This window comes from Lentibacillus halodurans (assembly GCF_900112045.1).
In the GTDB taxonomy this organism is placed as follows: domain Bacteria; phylum Bacillota; class Bacilli; order Bacillales; family Amphibacillaceae; genus Lentibacillus; species Lentibacillus halodurans.
The window spans coordinates 141,681-159,321 of record NZ_FOJW01000002.1 but is presented as its reverse complement, the minus strand read 5'-3'; the positions used below and the strand labels follow the sequence as shown (position 1 = coordinate 159,321).

The 17,641-nt window shown below is 41.2% G+C and carries 20 protein-coding genes; 9 read left to right on the top strand and 11 right to left on the bottom strand.

The window, feature by feature from the left end; translation table 11 throughout:
* Positions 1 to 50: 50 nt before the first annotated feature.
* Complete coding sequence (locus tag BM195_RS03490; protein ID WP_090233693.1) at positions 51 to 743, bottom strand: DUF421 domain-containing protein; 693 nt, start codon at positions 741 to 743, stop codon at positions 51 to 53.
* Positions 744 to 1,051: 308 nt separating this feature from the next.
* Here BM195_RS03490 and BM195_RS03485 point away from each other — a divergent pair, with 308 nt between their 5' ends.
* The 6 genes from BM195_RS03485 (at position 1,052) to BM195_RS03460 (ending at position 7,287) form a co-directional block, all read left to right on the top strand.
* Entirely contained in the window at positions 1,052 to 2,791 is a 1,740-nt protein-coding gene (locus BM195_RS03485; RefSeq protein WP_090233691.1) for an ABC transporter ATP-binding protein, read from the top strand.
* Positions 2,772 to 4,604, top strand: a complete 1,833-nt coding sequence (locus BM195_RS03480; protein WP_090233689.1) for an ABC transporter ATP-binding protein — start codon at positions 2,772 to 2,774, stop codon at positions 4,602 to 4,604. The genes BM195_RS03485 and BM195_RS03480 overlap by 20 nt, the downstream gene beginning before the upstream one ends.
* Positions 4,605 to 4,694: 90 nt before the next feature.
* Positions 4,695 to 5,426 (top strand): alpha/beta hydrolase, encoded by a 732-nt coding sequence (locus BM195_RS03475; RefSeq protein ID WP_090234174.1) that lies wholly within the window; start codon positions 4,695 to 4,697, stop codon positions 5,424 to 5,426.
* Between the two features lie 92 nt (positions 5,427 to 5,518).
* Entirely contained in the window at positions 5,519 to 6,037 is a 519-nt protein-coding gene (locus tag BM195_RS03470; protein ID WP_090233687.1) for a YjcG family protein, read from the top strand.
* Positions 6,034 to 6,459 (top strand): GNAT family N-acetyltransferase, encoded by a 426-nt coding sequence (locus BM195_RS03465; RefSeq protein ID WP_090233685.1) that lies wholly within the window; start codon positions 6,034 to 6,036, stop codon positions 6,457 to 6,459. Before BM195_RS03470 ends, BM195_RS03465 begins: the two co-directional genes overlap by 4 nt.
* Positions 6,460 to 6,594: 135 nt before the next feature.
* Positions 6,595 to 7,287: a DUF421 domain-containing protein gene (locus tag BM195_RS03460; protein ID WP_090233682.1), complete on the top strand. Its 693-nt coding sequence runs from the start codon at positions 6,595 to 6,597 to the stop codon at positions 7,285 to 7,287.
* Positions 7,288 to 7,428: 141 nt separating this feature from the next.
* Here BM195_RS03460 and BM195_RS03455 read toward each other — a convergent pair whose 3' ends face one another.
* The 5 genes from BM195_RS03455 to BM195_RS03435 all read right to left on the bottom strand — a co-directional run bounded on the left by BM195_RS03455 (position 7,429) and on the right by BM195_RS03435 (position 9,938).
* Positions 7,429 to 7,731, bottom strand: a complete 303-nt coding sequence (locus BM195_RS03455; RefSeq protein WP_090233678.1) for a hypothetical protein — start codon at positions 7,729 to 7,731, stop codon at positions 7,429 to 7,431.
* Positions 7,732 to 7,805: 74 nt separating this feature from the next.
* Positions 7,806 to 8,165 carry a hypothetical protein gene (locus tag BM195_RS03450; RefSeq protein ID WP_090233676.1) on the bottom strand — a complete coding sequence of 120 codons (360 nt, stop codon included), beginning with the start codon at positions 8,163 to 8,165 and terminating at the stop codon, positions 7,806 to 7,808.
* Between the two features lie 882 nt (positions 8,166 to 9,047).
* The gene (locus tag BM195_RS03445) at positions 9,048 to 9,311 is read right to left on the bottom strand and encodes a hypothetical protein (RefSeq protein WP_090233674.1); all 264 of its coding nucleotides are present in this window, start codon (positions 9,309 to 9,311) and stop codon (positions 9,048 to 9,050) included.
* 69 nt (positions 9,312 to 9,380) lie between these two features.
* Positions 9,381 to 9,572, bottom strand: coding sequence for a hypothetical protein (locus tag BM195_RS03440; protein ID WP_090233669.1), 192 nt, complete (start codon positions 9,570 to 9,572; stop codon positions 9,381 to 9,383).
* Positions 9,573 to 9,686: 114 nt separating this feature from the next.
* Positions 9,687 to 9,938 carry a hypothetical protein gene (locus BM195_RS03435; RefSeq protein ID WP_090233666.1) on the bottom strand — a complete coding sequence of 84 codons (252 nt, stop codon included), beginning with the start codon at positions 9,936 to 9,938 and terminating at the stop codon, positions 9,687 to 9,689.
* A gap of 275 nt (positions 9,939 to 10,213) precedes the next feature.
* On the opposite strand from BM195_RS03435, the gene BM195_RS03430 reads away from it, so the two are divergent.
* The gene (locus BM195_RS03430) at positions 10,214 to 10,672 is read left to right on the top strand and encodes a CotY/CotZ family spore coat protein (protein ID WP_090233664.1); all 459 of its coding nucleotides are present in this window, start codon (positions 10,214 to 10,216) and stop codon (positions 10,670 to 10,672) included.
* Positions 10,673 to 10,809: 137 nt separating this feature from the next.
* Here the strand turns inward: BM195_RS03430 and BM195_RS03425 are convergent, their stop codons facing one another.
* Both BM195_RS03425 and mgtE read right to left on the bottom strand, forming a co-directional pair.
* Positions 10,810 to 11,313 (bottom strand): CotO family spore coat protein, encoded by a 504-nt coding sequence (locus tag BM195_RS03425; protein WP_170848134.1) that lies wholly within the window; start codon positions 11,311 to 11,313, stop codon positions 10,810 to 10,812.
* A 189-nt stretch (positions 11,314 to 11,502) separates the two neighbouring features.
* On the bottom strand, positions 11,503 to 12,861 hold the full coding sequence (mgtE, locus tag BM195_RS03420; RefSeq protein ID WP_090233660.1) for a magnesium transporter: 1,359 nt from the start codon (positions 12,859 to 12,861) through the stop codon (positions 11,503 to 11,505).
* Positions 12,862 to 13,159: 298 nt separating this feature from the next.
* Here mgtE and BM195_RS03415 point away from each other — a divergent pair, with 298 nt between their 5' ends.
* On the top strand, positions 13,160 to 14,347 hold the full coding sequence (locus BM195_RS03415; RefSeq protein WP_090233657.1) for an FtsW/RodA/SpoVE family cell cycle protein: 1,188 nt from the start codon (positions 13,160 to 13,162) through the stop codon (positions 14,345 to 14,347).
* 101 nt (positions 14,348 to 14,448) lie between these two features.
* On the opposite strand, the gene BM195_RS03410 is transcribed toward BM195_RS03415, so the two are convergent.
* Genes BM195_RS03410 through yjbM form a run of 3 tightly spaced genes read right to left on the bottom strand, consistent with a single transcriptional unit; the run spans position 14,449 to position 16,779 of the window.
* Positions 14,449 to 15,321 carry an RluA family pseudouridine synthase gene (locus BM195_RS03410; protein ID WP_090233654.1) on the bottom strand — a complete coding sequence of 291 codons (873 nt, stop codon included), beginning with the start codon at positions 15,319 to 15,321 and terminating at the stop codon, positions 14,449 to 14,451.
* A 31-nt stretch (positions 15,322 to 15,352) separates the two neighbouring features.
* Positions 15,353 to 16,159: an NAD kinase gene (locus BM195_RS03405; protein WP_090233651.1), complete on the bottom strand. Its 807-nt coding sequence runs from the start codon at positions 16,157 to 16,159 to the stop codon at positions 15,353 to 15,355.
* A 14-nt stretch (positions 16,160 to 16,173) separates the two neighbouring features.
* Positions 16,174 to 16,779 (bottom strand): GTP diphosphokinase, encoded by a 606-nt coding sequence (gene yjbM / locus BM195_RS03400; protein ID WP_090233647.1) that lies wholly within the window; start codon positions 16,777 to 16,779, stop codon positions 16,174 to 16,176.
* 234 nt (positions 16,780 to 17,013) lie between these two features.
* On the opposite strand from yjbM, the gene BM195_RS03395 reads away from it, so the two are divergent.
* Complete coding sequence (locus BM195_RS03395; RefSeq protein WP_090233644.1) at positions 17,014 to 17,589, top strand: CYTH domain-containing protein; 576 nt, start codon at positions 17,014 to 17,016, stop codon at positions 17,587 to 17,589.
* The last annotated feature ends 52 nt before the right edge of the window (positions 17,590 to 17,641 follow it).

Here is a 17,641-nt window from a genome sequence, read left to right as displayed (position 1 = left end):
TCGTTCTGTCAATCGTTTTTCAATTGAATTTTATACAGCTCCGTATATAATTACTTGTTTTGTCCATTTCTGTTACTTCCAGCTCCTGTATCGATCAGCAACGAATCGTCACCATCACGGACTGCCGCATAGAAAATCTGGTTTCGATCAGGATAACCGGCGGCTGCAAGCTTTTTATCTAACCATTGTTCGTCCTTGTTAATAAGCTCTAAATTTTGATGCTGGGTTCTTCCTTCGATAATGACCGCTATCGGAAGCCCTTGATATGAAGTTTCAACATCTAATTGTTCAGGTGTTACAGGAGCAATTTCTTGTTTCGGAACAATGCTGATCCCGCCATTTGGTTCGATAATTCCATAATCTATAATTGAGATATCCGGATACCCTTTTTCCCGTACTTCGGATAATAGTTCAGATAACGTAAAATGTGATCCTTTTAAATTTTCCTGGATAAGACTTCCATGTTTTATGACAACCGTGGGTTTGCCGACAAAAATTTTATTTAACCTGTTAAACAGCATAAGCCGGGAAAACCCAATATGTACAAGCCCAATAACAACCAGCCCAGTAATGGTTTGCACAAGATTTTCCGTGACGACCGGTCCTGTGGCAAGTGAAATCACGAAAAAGATCGCAGCAAGGTCATGCGCTGTCAATTGGGCAAAAGCAGATTTTCCCATCGTCCGAATGATCATAATCGTTATGAAATATAACAAAATCGTCTTTCCGATAAACCAGAACATCTTGTACCTCACTTTTGACATACTTTAGCCATATTATCTGCCGGTTCCATGGAATTATAATTCTCTGTTCAGCTATCCGGGTTTATTGGCTAAAGTTGTCACAAAATCAAATGAAAGTTCATAAATTCCGGGCGAAATATTCACGATTTGTGAATGGAAGGCAAAATAAAAGAGCAAAGTTTCCTATCATGAAAGCGCGGCATATATGAATGTTTTTCTATTACCGAAACACATTCTTGGCTAACAAACCGTTTACCTTTATAATAATAATGGAACAATTTGCAAAAATGACATCGGAGGTCACCGGCTTGAAGCATGTTCTTTCCTTTCTGAAACCATATAAAATTCCTATTACTGTCGCTTACGCATTGACCTTCATTGAACTGATGGTAGAACTATTGCTGCCATTTTTCCTTGGAAAGATGATTAATGATGGGGTTGTAAATCAGGATTTCGACACGATTATCATGTGGGGCGGTATCATGATCGCAATGGCGTTCACGGCGTTTATTGCGGGAATATTCAACTCCTTCTATGCTGCACACACGGGACTCGGATTTGCTTATGATATTCGCAGACAGCTTTTCCAAAAGATACAGGATTTTTCGTTTGCAAATCTGAACCAATATCCGACATCAGGGCTTGTAACACGGTTTTCCAATGATGTCCGCCAGCTGCAGAATACCATATTTATGGCACTCAGGATTATGGCTAAAGCACCGCTGATTGCAATTGGCGGGGTGATCATGTCTTTTATAGTCAGTCCACGGCTTGCCCTGATTTTTCTTGTAACAGTGCCGCTTTTAGTCGGATTTATTCTATGGGTGCTGAAAGTTGCGACTCGGTTGTTTGATCGTGTACAGCGCAATGTGGATCACGTTAATCAGGTAATGCAGGAGAATCTTGCCGGAATGCGGCTAATTAAAGCATTTTTGCGTCGTAACCATGAAGAAAGCCGATTTATAAATGCGAATGAAAGCCTGGCCAATATCATGCGGAAAACATTCCGCTTCATTGAGACATCCATGCCGATTTTGCTTTTCGTCATGAACATGAGTCTGATTTTTATCCTCTGGCACGGCAATGCGCTGGCCATTTCCGACGAAACCAACACCGGTGATGTCGTGGCAATTGTCAATTATGCCATGCGGGTGGCAATGGCCATCTCTATGTTCACATTCATGATTATGGGCTTTTCCCGCGCCAAAGCATCAGCTGAACGGCTGAATCAGGTACTCCGAGTCAAGACAAATCCTGCTGACAGCACTTTTGCAAATGAGGAAGCAGCGGTACAAAGCGGAAAAATTACGTTTGACCATGTATTTTTTGCTTATCCAAACATGCCGGACAATGCATTAAAATCTGTCTCCTTCACTGTTTATCCAAATGAAAACATGGTAGTAATGGGTGCGACAGGTTCAGGCAAAACATCTCTGTTCCAGCTCATCCCGCATTTGTATGATACAAATAGAGGCATGATTTATATCGATGACCAGCCAATTCATGCATACAGACTGGAAAATTTGCGACGGAGCATTGGTTATGTTCCGCAAAATCCGCTCCTATTCACCGGTACCGTCACCGACAATATAGCTTGGGGAAAAGAACAAGCAACCAAAGATGATACCATCCAGGCTGCCAAAGATGCCCAAATTCATGATACGATTATGGAACTGCCGAATGGATACGAGACAAAAATCGGGCAGAAAGGTGTTAATTTATCGGGAGGGCAAAAGCAGCGTATATCAATTGCGAGGGCATTGATCCGGCAACCGAAAATCCTTATGCTCGATGACAGTACAAGTGCGCTTGACCTTGCCACTGAGTCAAAACTGCTCGAAGCTATCCGAAAATATAACTGCACAACACTGATCATTACCCAAAAAATCTCAACAGCTATGACCGCTGACCGGATTTTGCTGCTGGACTATGGTGAAACACTGGCAATCGGTACACACGATAAGCTGCTTGAGGATTCTGCGCTTTACCGGCAGATTGCTGCCTCACAATTTGGGGAGGAATATACCTATGCGAATAGGACAGTTTAAACGCCCTTTTCAATACAAAAATATACCGATTGATAAGCTCCGTATTCAACAGGAGGAGGAGCAAACGAATCGCGCACAAAATACCGCCGGGACGATTAAGCGGATATGGTCGTATTTAGCACGTGAAAAAATGATGCTCTTGCTGGTTATCTTGATGGTGCTCATCAGTTCTGCGATGAGTCTTGCGGGGCCATTTATGGTCGGGATGGCTATTGATGACTTTATTGTAACCCAGGAACCATCCGGACTTGGCATGCTGCTCATCTGGCTGCTTACCATTTATATATTACATTCAGTATCGGTTTTCCTGCAGAACTATTGGATGGTCGGTATTGCACAAAATACTGTTTATTCACTGCGGAAAGAACTGTTTCATCAATTCCACCGGCTTCCGATATCATTTTTTGATAAACGGCAACACGGAGAACTAATGAGCCGGATCACCAACGATATTGATAATATCAACAATACATTGAATCAATCCGTTATCCAAATATTCACCAGCATTTTGACGCTTGTCGGAACAGTCGTGGTTATGCTGATGCTGAGCCCGCTGTTAACGCTGATTACGATGACAATCATTCCGGTGATGTTTATGGCGCTTCGCTGGATTACAAGAAGGACCGGTCCACTATATAAATTACAGCAGCACCATTTGGGGGAGCTAAACGGATATGTGGAGGAAACAGTGTCAGGTCAGCATGTCATCAAAACCTTTTCTCAGGAAGAGCGAGTGATCCGTGAATTTAACGAACGCAACGAAAACCTGCAGCATTCCGGATTCTGGGCACAGACATTTGCAGGCTTTATTCCAAAAGTCATGAACATGCTGAACTTCTTAAGTTTTGGTCTGATCGGGCTTGCGGGTGGTATCCTTGCCATTGAAGGCATCATTACGGTGGGTGTTATCGTTATTTTCACCGAATACGCCCGGCAATTCACCCGTCCGCTCAACGAATTATCCAACCAGTTTAATATTTTGCTATCAGCGGTCGCCGGTGCCGAACGTGTTTTTAATATTGTAGACGAACAACAGGAAGAAATCGATGAACACGACGCAGAAAATCTCAGCAGTACAGATGGTCATCTGGAATTCGACCATGTATCTTTTGCCTATGAAGCAACACCCATCTTGAAACAGATCAGTTTTACAGCTTATCCTGGCGAGACAGTGGCCTTTGTCGGGCATACCGGTGCCGGTAAAACAACGATCATCAACCTCATTTCACGATTTTATAATTATGACAGCGGTTCGATTAAACTGGACGGAATCGATTTAAAAAACATTAAACGAAGCAGTCTCCGCAAGCAAATGGCGTTTGTTTTGCAGGATGCATTTCTGTTCCACGGTACTATAAAGGAAAATATTCGCTACGGCAGGCTGGATGCAACAGATGCCGAAATTATAATGGCTGCCAAAAATGCAAATGCGCACGACTTTATCGAGCGGCTTCCAAACGGCTATAATACCGTGCTTGATCAGACAGGCAGCGGGGTCAGCCAGGGACAAAAACAACTGATCACCATTGCCCGGGCAATAATAACCAACCCTTCCATCCTTATTTTGGATGAGGCGACGAGTAATATTGATACTGTTACAGAGTTAAAAATCCAGGACGCGCTTAAGCGGCTGATGCAGGACCGAACCAGCTTTGTCATCGCCCATCGATTGAATACGATTCAAGAAGCGGATAAAATCGTCATGCTTGAAAATGGGGAAATAATCGAACAAGGTTCTCATGAAACGCTGATCAGACAGTATGGCCATTATTACCACTTATACAAGGAACAGCTGAAAACAGCGCACGCTTAGAATATGCTGCCAAAACATGATAAACTGGCAATGATTTGTTTTATGAAAGCATGCTGGAGCATACTAAGATATGTAAACGAGGTGTTCAACATCGGACGTAAAGGAACCATGATCGAAAAACAGATTGACAGCAAGTTTTTAAATGAAACGATGACACTGAAAATTTATCAGCCTGAATCTTTTTCCCCTCTTTATAAATACCAAATTTGTATTATGCAGGATGGAGACGATTATTATCAGATGGGGCGGGCTGCAACATGGAGTGACCGGCTGCATGATAACGGGGATATATCCAATACAATTTTAGCCGGGATTCATTACCGGGACAAATTCGACCGGAAAGATAAATATCATCCAATTGGTAACCAGCAGCTGGCATATAGCAAATTTCTCGTGCATGAAGTTGTGCCATTTCTGGATAATATGTTCCCTACCTATCATATGGGACAATCACGTGCACTGGTTGGTGATTCACTGGCTGGAACACTGGCCCTGATGACTGCTTTAAAATATCCGCATACGTTCGGAAAAGTTATCATGCAGTCGCCGTATGTGGACCAAACGGTGAAACTGGCTGTACGGAAAGCAAAAGACATCTATTCGATTGCCATTTATCATACGATTGGCACTGATGAAACTGACGTGGATACGACAGATGGAAACAAAGCAGATTTCCTTACACCCAACCGGGCGTTGCGTAAACTTTTGCAGGAAAAAGACATGAATTACATCTATCATGAGCTGGCAGATGGCAAACATACCTGGAAATATTGGCAATCAGATTTAGGCCGGGCACTCACCAGTATGTTTGATCCAATTTAAAATTTTTTCACATTTTATTTTTTATTCAATCCACTTTTTGTTATAATTGAGGGTATACTTAAAAACAACAGCAAATTGAAGGAGGTTATATGATGAAATACGGGATTGTTATTTTTCCATCAAAGCCGGTTCAGGATGAGATTAATTCATACAGGAAACGCTATGATCCGCATTATGCACTGATTCCACCACATCTTACATTAAAAGAAGCCTTTGAAGTGGACGATGCAAAAATTACAGAACTGATAACCGAATTGAAACATATTGCAAATGAAACCGAACCATTTGACCTGACCATAAACAAGGTTAGTACATTTGCACCGGTAACCAATACCATTTATTTAAAAATCGAACCGCTTCAACAATTGAATGACCTGGCTGAAAAAATGCAACAAGGAAAATTCCCGGAAAACCAGAGATATTCGTTTGTACCGCATATAACCATTGCCCAGAAGCTTTCGCACGACGAATATTCGGATGTCTACGGCAGTCTTCGTATGAAAGATATTCAACTTGAGGACAAAATTGACCGTTTCCACCTGGTTTACCAGCTGGATAATGATGTATGGACAGTTTATGAATCTTTTGTATTTGGCAAGGAATTCGTATGATTATCAAAGCTGTCGAAACACCACAGGAAAAAGAGCAAGCTTACAGCGTACGCACAACTGTATTTGTCGACGAGCAACATGTACCACCTGACGTTGAAATAGACGAGTTTGACAAGCAGGCAATCCATTTAATTGGATATGAAGCGGGTGTACCTATTGCTGCATCCCGCGTACGTTTTGTTGACAGCTACGGCAAACTGGAACGGATTTGTGTTCTCAAAGATCAACGTGGAAAATCCCACGGCTCAAGAATGATTCAGGCAATGGAAGACATTATAAGCAAAAAAGGTTATGTGAAAGCTAAATTAAATGCACAGACACATGCCATCGATTTTTATCAAAGATTGGGCTATGATGTTGTATCAGAGGAATTTATGGATGCGGGAATCCCGCATGTGACCATGACCAAAAAGTTGGAATGAAGGGTATCCTGTATTTTATCAGCGATACTCTTTTTTCATGTCATTTTTCAGATCGGATTTCCCCCTTTACCCGTTTTGCATGACATTCCTTTTTAAAGGCAATGCTATGAAAAGAATTAAAAGGGGGAATATCCATTGAAAGAATATCTTCTAATGTTTGCCGATACGATTTTTGGATTTTTGGCCTTATTCGTGATGGTAAAGGTACTTGGAAAAACACAGATATCAGCACTGACCCCATTTGACTTTATCTCCGCCATCATATTAGGGGAACTGGTCGGCAATGCCCTGTTTGATAAAGAATCAGGAATACCGGAAATTGCATTTTTAGTTATTTTATGGGGGGCATTATTATACATTACAGAAGTGATCACTCAAAAATTCAAAGGAACGCGAGCTATATTGGAAGGTCAGCCTGCTGTTATCATTCATAAAGGACATCTCATATATGATGTTGTGAAAAAAAACCGGCTGGATATCGATCAGCTGCAGCACTTACTACGTTCCAAGGATGTATTTTCCATGGAAGAAGTGGAATATGCCATTCTTGAAACCGATGGAACTGTCTCAATCTTAAAAAAGTCGGAATATCAAATACCAACCAATTCAGACCTTAACGTCACAACAGAACCTGTTAAGATGGCCAGAACCATCATTAATGACGGTGAAATTGTATGGGACAATCTGAAAGAAGCGAAATTAACCAAAAAATGGCTGGAAGAGGAACTTCGCAGACAAAATATTACGTCTGTTGACGAAGTCTTCTATGCAGAATGGCAGGAAAACCGGCAAAAGCTATTTGTGATGCTTTACCATAATAAAGAATAGCTCGTGTGTGGATTCATGAGGTCAAATTATTTATCATATGAGCTGCAAAGTGTGTTTCGGTATCAAAGCAATACGAGAATCAACGCGTTATCCCCATGTGCAACTTTCATCAACTTTCATGTGGAATAAGAAGGCAAATTTTTACCTTCTTATTCCTCTCTCTTTTAGTCTTACGGTAGAAACATCGTTTTTTCCTGTAAAATAATGATCATTATTTCTCGTTAAATCCTCTAATTTCCGGACAGCTTTTTCAAATTCGTGTCTTGTCAATTGATTGGTCGACAATAGTGAACACAACATTGCGTATGCCATGGGCGTAGTATCAATGAGTATACTGATGTCAACATCAGAATTGCCACTGTCCTTAATGATTGATTCAACCGATTTCTTAACCATGCCTTCTTTATTACCATCAAATGAATACAGCTCATTTAGGCTTTCCATGAATACACCTCCACTTAAAAAACATACTGACAAAGTGGAATATTCATCCCACTTTGACAGTTATCCATTAATATTTATTTTCTCCTTACTCTTCTGCGTCTTCTGCGCCTTTCCCGCCTGTTACGGTCGTCTCTGTCATCCTGTGCGCCAGCAACATCGTCACCATCTTCAGATTCTTCACCGAAGTCAGCCTCAGATTCAGCTTCAACATCAACTTCAATATCTACAAAGGAATTCCCGCTGTTTATGACTCTTGCGATATTGATATTACGGTTTCTGTTTTTCAAGTCGTTTTCATTTTCGTTTTCATTTTCGTTTTCAAACTTTAGATCACTGTCGAAATCAACTTTTGACTCTGAATCTGCATCTGCCTTTGCTCTGGATTTTGAAAAACTAACCTCTTGGTTACCGTCTTTATCAAATTTTTTCCGCATATTACTTCCCCCCTTTTTCTGCTTTCATTACAATGTATGCCGATGATATTTTAACAGGAAAGGCCATTAACGTATGTCAATTGAATATTTTTTAATATCTGTTATGAAAACCTTATCGACACATGTTTGAGGCGGGACACCATTAAAACGTTTCACTATAAAGATAAACGATTACAGGGCAGGAATTGCGGCATTTTACTTTTTCAACAGTCACATCCTTATTCATCGTTGATACCGACTGCGAACGCGTGACAGTTTGTCTTGGTGCACCCTTCCTTTCATTCTGATGTTAGTTGCGTGCGATCATTCGCTCCGGCAGCATACTGCGCTTTCCATGGGCACGGACTCAGCCTCCTCGGAAAGCAAAGACCTATTTCCTGCGGGTTTTCGGCTCGCGCTGTTCCCATTGGAGTCTCCGTATGCTGCCCCCGCTCATGTTGGGGTGCTGATGGTTGGAAGAAAAGAACTTATGGAACGATATTCATTGAACTTGCTGTCACCTTATGAGAACACGCTTCTAAGCTGTGCGACACGCCTGGCAGAACAGCGCGAGCAGAAGATCCACTTTGTCAAGTGGTTTTCTTGGCAAAGTTAGCTGAGGCCGTGCCCCGGAAAGGGCGTATTTTTCCGCAGCAACCATCATGCACTTACCAACAAAAGCATGGAAGCAAGCAATTCTAAGACCAAGTTACTTCTCAGTTGATGGTTCCAATCATAGTGGAATCATCGTTCGGATTTACCTTTGGCTAATATACTTTTGTCTCAGCCTCAAGAAAAAGGGAAGTTGCTTTTATCAATAAGGCACTTCTGATAATTTAAAAACACGTGAAATTTGACGCTTTCACGTGTCATATGAGGACTTTCCCACGCTACCTCTCCTTTCTATACACTGTTGCTGAAATATCGCCCTTTTCCTGTCATTTCTGCATATATTTTTTCTGCTTCGGGCAGCTTTGGTCCACGCAATTTTAAATCTGGACGTTCTTTCGAGTTTATCGACACTTGACTTCTGTGATGATCATGGTATGCTGCTCTCAATATCGTTTTGTAGGGTCTCTCGATGTGAAAAGGATCCGGCCTTTCCTTGATTATCCGTCTTTGATAATCATAGTACTGATAATGATTGATCGGTAATAAATATCCCATCCCCGCTCCTCCTCCTTTACACACCACTTTCATGTGCTCTTACTAATCTTTACCCGTTACAAATAAAAATTATTCCATAATTTTTTCTAACTCATCCATTACTGCTTCAAATTTCGCTGCCCTCAGTGAAAATTCCTTGTCCCAGGACTCTATTTCGGCATTAAATGACTCCGCTTTTTGCTCAGGGTATTGAAACCACTTTTCATTCTTTCCTAAATGTTTATCTATGATTTGCAGTGTTCGGATCAATCGCTCGTGCATCTGCAGTCCTCTCCTATCTATATATCAAGCATTGAAAATAAAGCGAACCTAGACATTTCCGGTATGAAGAAAAGACAGCCATAAGCAGCTGTCCCTAATCTTGATAAAATTTACTTAAAACCAAGAGAATGGTTTCCTCTCCGTTTTGTCCTCTGAACTTTCTTTATCATGAACATCTTCTTTATCATGAACATCTTCTTTATCATGAACATCTTCTTTATCGGCCGACTCTTCATGCTTTTCCATTTCCCATCTCGGACGCGGACCAAAAAATGGATCTCTGCGGGAACGTCTTGGCTCTATATGGACATTATCCGCTTTTATCACCAAGTCCTTTACATGGATCACTTTTTTATGATCGGACATGACATCAACACTCCTCATCATTGGAATCATAGTCGTTATTAGTCTATGTTCTTTCTTTTATGGAGTATAGACAAATGTCCTAAAACGATTAAAGTTTCTTCCAAAAAATGTTCAAATGTAGTATTAAGCCTTTTTGGTTTTAATCGGGCGGTTTGTTAAACGACTGCCTTAGAAATATTCATGTAATGCTGACGTGTGCCCACACCATATACCTATCTCCACATACTCTATTAGAGACATCAGGTCAATAACACAAAGGAAGGGGTAATTAATTCATGGGTTGTGGAAAAGATTTTAAAACAGGCAACTGTGTCTGTGATATTTTGCGCGAGATTGTTGAAGCCCAGAATGATGTAGTCGAAAATTGCTGCTCCACCAGCTGTGAACAATCAATCAGCGATTTGCTGGGTGACACAGATGCAGGCAATGGCCTTGACACAGTACCAGTAATCCTTTATTGCAAGGATGGCTGTAAACCATTCAAAGGTTTTGGTGCAAACCCAGACGATATTGGTGATGTAACATCCAGCTTCTACTTCCGTGTTAAGCGGGTAGATGATGATTGCTGTGCAGTTGTTGAGCTGCTGAGAGATCCTCATGATGACGATGACAATCCAAAAGACCCTGTAGACCAGTATACGAAGCATCTGTGTGCTACTGGTATTTGCATAACAGTAGACTTGAACTGCTTCTGCCATGTAACATGTCTGCCGGCAGTAAACGCGTTCAACTAATTAAAACCGTAATTAGAAATCGGCATCCGCTGCACTTTGTAACGGATGCCGAAGTTCTATTATGCCCCCTAAAAAAACAAGGTGCTTCGTTATACAACGGAGCACCTTGTTTTTGAACGTAAGAACTTCATCTGCTTTTAAAACCCAATAAGGCGTATTTCCTTAATTGTATCAAACGGTACCTTCGCAGGTGTTGTTCGTTTGCCAACACGTATATAGACGTTGTCGTCCTGGTAATCGACAATGTTCCCCCTGTAGCTTCGTCCCGCCGTTTTTATTTCAGCCCGCATGACTGGTGCATGTTTAGGTGAATTCAAAAAGTAATCGACACGTTCTTTAAGTGTCAAATCTTTAAATTTTTTCCGTTCCTGATGACGATCCTCAACTGCATAATCCTGCTGATCTAGTTCAGGACTCTCTTCTGATGATTCAATCTCCTCTTCCGCTTGTTCATATACGTTTTGATTATTGAACAAGTTCCGATTCACGGGCTGTTTTTTGATTTTACTGGATCCGCCTTTTTTGTCATGACGTTTGTTTTTCGGTGTCATATATTGGCTCTGCATTGGTGCCTCGGGTGTCTGGATACCAGGCTGATGAATGTAAAGTAATGGACTTTTGGCTACTTTTTTATCCCCCATATACATACGCTCCTTTTTAAGCCATTCGTCAACCTATTATATGACCCCTGTTTTAAATGTGTGTCTGCCTATATGAATAACTAGGACTGCCGCTTCGTTTTCCCGCGAGGTCAGATACCAAAAGTGCAGTCAGTATTCGCTGAGAAATCTCGCACGTCACCCAACCTCTATATTGAAACAGAACTTGCTCTAGATCAAATATTGCATAAAACCTGTTGCCAGCCCGAAATAAATCAAAATCGAAATAATATCATTGATTGTCGTGATAAATGGTCCTGAAGCGACTGCAGGGTCAATATTCAATCGGTCCATGATGATGGGAACGAGTGCTCCTGCCAACGTAGCAATAATCAATGTTGACATGATGGATAAACCAACCAGTAGCCCAAGAAAAAAGTCATCCTGCCAGAAATAAACAATGGCTGTAATCAGAGCACCACAGACAATACCATTAATCAATCCGGTAATCGCTTCACGGGCCATAAGCTTCATTTTCCCTTGTTTACCATAGTCACCTGTTGTTAGACCACGTACAGCAACCGCCAATGCTTGTGTTCCAGTGTTACCAGCCATGCCGGCAATCAACGGAATAAAGATAGCGAGCACAGCTACTTGTTCTAGAGCACGCTCAAATTGTCCGATCAAACTTGCGGTCAATATACCTAAAAACAACAAGATAACAAGCCATGGCAAACGTTTCTTTGCGGAGATCAGTGCACTGTCTTTTGGCCGGTCCATATCGGATACACCTGCAAGCTTGGAGTAATCCTTACTCGCTTCCTCTTCCATGACATCCAATATATCATCGACGGTTATAATACCGAGCAAATGATTTTGAAAATCGACAACAGGAAGTGCCATGAAGTCATAATCCTGGATCATCTGGGCCACTTCTTCCTGATTCTTCGCCACTGATACAGACAATACGTTTTCACTCATCAAATCGGCAATCTGTATATCTCCTTCTGCTACAATTAAATCTCGTAACGACACAACCCCAACAAGATGTTTATCCTCATCAATTACATATAAATAGTAAATCGTTTCTGCCTCTGGAGCCTCCGCTTTCAGATACTTCATGGTATCTTTTACCGGTTTCGACTGATAGATCGCCACAAATTCAGTTGTCATGATACTGCCAGCTGTTTTTTCCTCGTAATGAAGCAATTCCCTAATTTCATCAGCATTTTTATCGTTCATAATTGTCAGTAGACTGACGACAACATCCTTCTCCAGCTCATTCAAAATGTCCACTGCATCATCTGTTGCCATTTCCGCAATAACCATTGCTGCAAAGCGAGGATCCATTTCAGTAAACAACGGTTTGATATCATCCAGATCAATATGCTCCATGATATCTGCCGTTTCTTCCGGAGATAAGTATGTATAAATACGCAATCGTATTTCTTCCGGCTGCTCAATGAAAAACAATGCCTGGTCATATGGGTGCATATCCAAGAATTTTATACGAAACGATTCCATTCGTTCGTTCGTTACAAGCGTCTGCAGTTCATCCCACAAAATTTGCTCTATGCCGTTATTCTCCATATGAACACGTCCTTTCACAATGGTATCATTTTAGCATGTTGTCTTTTTTTTCACCATAATACTTAAATTATCGATTGTTTTCGTGTAAACTTAAGATATAATGGATTCATATGCAAGTAAAGTGGTGGTCTGTAACGGTTACACTTGGATAAAAAAGAGATAAACACTAAATATACTATTCCCTAAAAAAGCATGTTCAAAAGGCTCTGCAAAAAATGATGCGACCCCCTTTTTGAACACGCATTTTGGCAAAACAAATGGAAAACAACAAGAATTTTATGGAAAGTAAGGTTGAATCATGCAAAACCGATCAGCATTTAATTTAGATTATACATTATTATCAATTCTCATACTGTTGGGTCTAGTAAGTATTTTTACACTTAATATTATCGAGCCTTCATTGCCTGCAAAATATGAAGAGTCCAATTTTTGGCTGCGGCAGGGGATGTGGTATATTGCTGGAGGTATGGTGGTTGCTGCAGTGATGTTGATTGATTATGACCGATTCCACCAGATTACCTGGTTCTTATATGGAATTGGTGTATTGTCACTGTTTATGCTTTTTGTCGGATTCCCGCCCGGTATTGTTACTGAAGCAAATGGTGCCGTGAGCTGGTTTCAATTTCCGGTCATAGGGACGATTCAGCCAGGCGAATTTATCAAAGTCATCCTTGTTCTGACGCTTGCACATGTGATTGTCCGTCACAATGCCAAATATATGAACAAAACGATTAAAAGCGATCTCGGACTGCTTGTCAAAATCGTTTTCCTGTCTCTTCCACCCATGTTTTTCTTGATCACACAGCCAGACTTGGGCGGATTTCTGGTCCTTGCCGCGATTACAGGGAGCATGATTCTCGTATCAGGGATTAGATGGCGGATTCTCTTTTCAATTTTTTTCATCGTCGTGGATATTGCTCTCATCGTCGTTGCTGTATGGTACTTCTTTCCGGATCATCTTACAGCATTTCTTGATAATTCCGGACTTGATCATGTTGCAGGCAGATTTACCGGATGGCTGAACCCTGATGAAAACCCTGATGCCGGTTATCAGCTGATCACAGCCATGCTTGCGGTTGGATCAGGTCAGTTATTTGGAAAGGGCGTTAGTGACATGGAAGTATATATTCCGGAACGGCACACAGATATGATTTTCACTGCTATCGCTGAACAGTTCGGCTTTATCGGATCCAGTATTGTTGTGACGTTGTTTTTCCTTTTAATTTACAGGCTGATTCACATCGCCATCCAGAGTAATGATGATTATGGAAGCTATCTCGTTACCGGAATGATTGGCATGTTTGCTTATCAGATTTTCCAAAACATCGGTATGTCCATTCAGCTGCTGCCAATCACAGGACTTCCGCTTCCGTTCTTAAGCTATGGAGGAAGCTCAACACTTACGTATATGCTAGCAATTGGTATTGTGCTTAATGTTCATTCTAGAACGAAAGAATATATGTTTGAAACAAGGTGGAAAAATTAACGGGATATACCGTGACCTGTTATGCGAATGGATATCGCAGGCTCTCTTTATGCCTTTATGATACTGGCAATAGGGAGCCTTTTAACTGTCTTTTGTAAACACTATACCATTTGCTTCATGTCATCAGCCATTTCAGCAGAAAAGTCCACTTGCTCATTTGTGATTGGATGCTCAAACGACAAATGATGACAATGTAAAGCTTGCCGGCTGATAAAAGAAGTCACACCGCCGTACAAGTCATCACCGGCCAATGGGTGGCCTATATAAGAGAAATGAACCCTGATTTGATGTGTCCGGCCAGTTTCCAGCTGGACATGAACGAGTGTATGGTCATTGGATTCTTTTAGAGCGGTATAATGGGTGGTTGCATGTTTACCTTCATGGCTTACCTTCCGTTCAATAATCGAACCTTCTTTTCGGTCGATTGGTGCATTGATAGTTCCTTTCTTTTGTTGCAGATGTCCTTCGATAATCGCATAATACGCACGTTTGATCTTACCTTTCTTTTGCGCTTCCGATAATAGAGAATGACCCCAGCGATGTTTTGCAATCAGCATGATCCCGGATGTGTTCCGGTCAAGCCGGGTAACAACATGGAAGGTATAAGGGAGATTCTGCTGCTCGTAATGTGCCAAAACGCCGTTGGCAATTGTTCCTGATGAATGGAGATATGACGGAATGGTTGCCCGTCCTGCTGGTTTCTTGATAACGAGGACAGTATCATCCTCATATACAATGTCTAACGGCATTTTTTCGGGGATCATCATGCTGCCCTTTTTCTCTTCAGGCAATGTGACGGTCAGCACATCTCCGGCTTTAAGCACATATCTTACAGTCTGCTTTACTTCGTTTACTCGGATTTCACCGCCATTATGGATGATTTGTTTCATCATTCGTTTGGAAAATTGATGTTCCTGTTGCAAATATGTTCGTATCATGAGTCCTTCATGATGTTTGGCTATCGTCCAATTCATGCTGCTGCACCGTCCTTAAGCTGTTTAATGTTTAAACATCGTCATCGGCAACAAAAGAATCACGAACACGATCCCAGAATGGAAAAGGTCTGAACCGGGCAAATCGCACAAGTTCCTTGGCAACACGGCATTGAATCGATTTGACATTGTTATAATTTTTCGTAAAATGATCAATCGCTATTAAAAATGTTCGTTTATTCCCGAGTGGTTTCAGCATACACGTATGGTGTTTTGGCAGAATAAGCGGTGAACCAATCGTCCGGAACACCCGGTTGTTAATCGAAGCCATTTCAGTTAATTGAATCGCCTCAAGAGAAGGGTGGATAATCCCACCGCCCAGTGCTTTGTTATAAGCTGTACTGCCGGATGGAGTTGAAATACATAACCCATCTCCCCGGAACGTTTCGAAATGGGAACCTTTTATTTCCACATCAAACACAACTGATCCTTCTGCTGTTTTAATGGTCGTCTCATTTAAAGCAAGGAACCGGTTTTCTTCTCCCCCATCCCGGTCGCGGATCGTTACTTCAAGAAGCGGGTATTCGACAATTTGAAAAGGGGTTTTCGCAATTTCGATAATCAGCTTTTCCACTTCTTCTGGTGTCCAGTCGGCATAAAATCCCAAATGCCCTGTATGCACGCCAATAAATGATGTTGAACCGAGGCAATGGATGTATTGATGAAATGCCTCCAGGAAAGTCCCGTCTCCACCAACTGATATAACCAGATCGGGGTTTGTTTCATCATATTCCAAGTTAAAATCAGTTAAATATTGCTTCATCGTTGCCTGTATTCTATTGGACCGTTCATCACCTTTTGACACAATTCCAAACTTCACAGTCAGCACCCTCCTTATTTTCGATGGAATATCCGTCTTGCTTCCTGTACTTCATTTTTAATGATGGACATTTCTTCGTCAAGTTTAAAGGCTGCCTCTGCCGCTCGCTGCAGTCTTGATTTAATATCAGCAGGAATATTCCCTTTATATTTATAATTTAGCGAGTGTTCATTTGTTGCCCAAAAATTCATGGCCAGCGTACGAACCTGTATTTCGGCAATGACCATTTTGACACCATGAATTGTTTCAACCGGGTACTCAATAATCATATGATAAGATCGATAACCGCTTTCTTTTTTATGCGACACATAATCCTTCTCTTCGATAACGTGCAAATCTTCCCGTGACCGGATCATTTTAACAATAGCATATATGTCATCAACAAATGGGCAAACTACACGAACACCAGCAATATCCTGCAATTCCTCGATCTGTTCGAGCGGTATTCGTCTAGCCTCAGCTTTTTCCAAAATGCTTGGCACTGGTTTAACACGTCCGGTCATAAATTCGATCGGCGAATGCTTGGATTCATATTCAAATTGTTTGCGGATTCCTTTTAATTTTATTTTTAACTCTTCTACTGCCTGTGCATATGGGGCCAGTAAAGCATCCCAATTCATTGTTTACACCACCTGTACATCATCTCTTTCCCTTCACATCATAACATATTCAACAGCTATTCTTTGCATATTTGTATATCATTCGCCATAATAAAGTGAAACTTCATTCAATGGAGTGTATTTCTCCGCTGAATGTTAGTTGAACAGAATCGGACCTTTATGGGTAGTTATCCGGCGTTTTGTGACGGATTACTGCCGGGTAACCAAAAAAGACACTGAGATGGAGTGACACCATTGAGGCAGGAAATTGAAATTGAATTTAAAAACTTGCTGACAAAAGAGGAGTTTAACCGTCTTTTTGAAAACTTGCCATTCCCTGAAGAATCTCAACTTCAAACCAATCATTATTTTGAAACAGCAGATTTCTCACTGAAGAAAATGGGATGTGCCCTCAGGATTAGAGAAAAGGACGGAACATTCACATTAACGTTAAAGGAACCACATGCCAACGGACTTTTGGAAACACATGATTCATTGACACAAGAGGAAGCGGATAATTGGATGAACGGGAACAAAGTGCTTGAGAAAAATGTGTCAAAGCGGATGGCTGAAAAAGGAATCACCATAGAAAAACTGAATTATTATGGAAGTCTTATAACAAAACGTCGTGAACTGAATTACAAGAATATGCTATTAGTACTGGACTACAGCACTTATCACGGTTCGAATGACTATGAACTGGAAATAGAAGCTGCATCCGAAGCAGCTGGGCTCGAAAGAATGCATGAGATTTTGACAGATTTTAACATAAAAAAGCGGGATACACCTAATAAGATCCAGCGTTTTTTTTCCGCTATGACCTGTCATTGACACAAAAGCTTAATCAGATTAGTTGCTATGGGAATTTGACGTTGCTAAAATA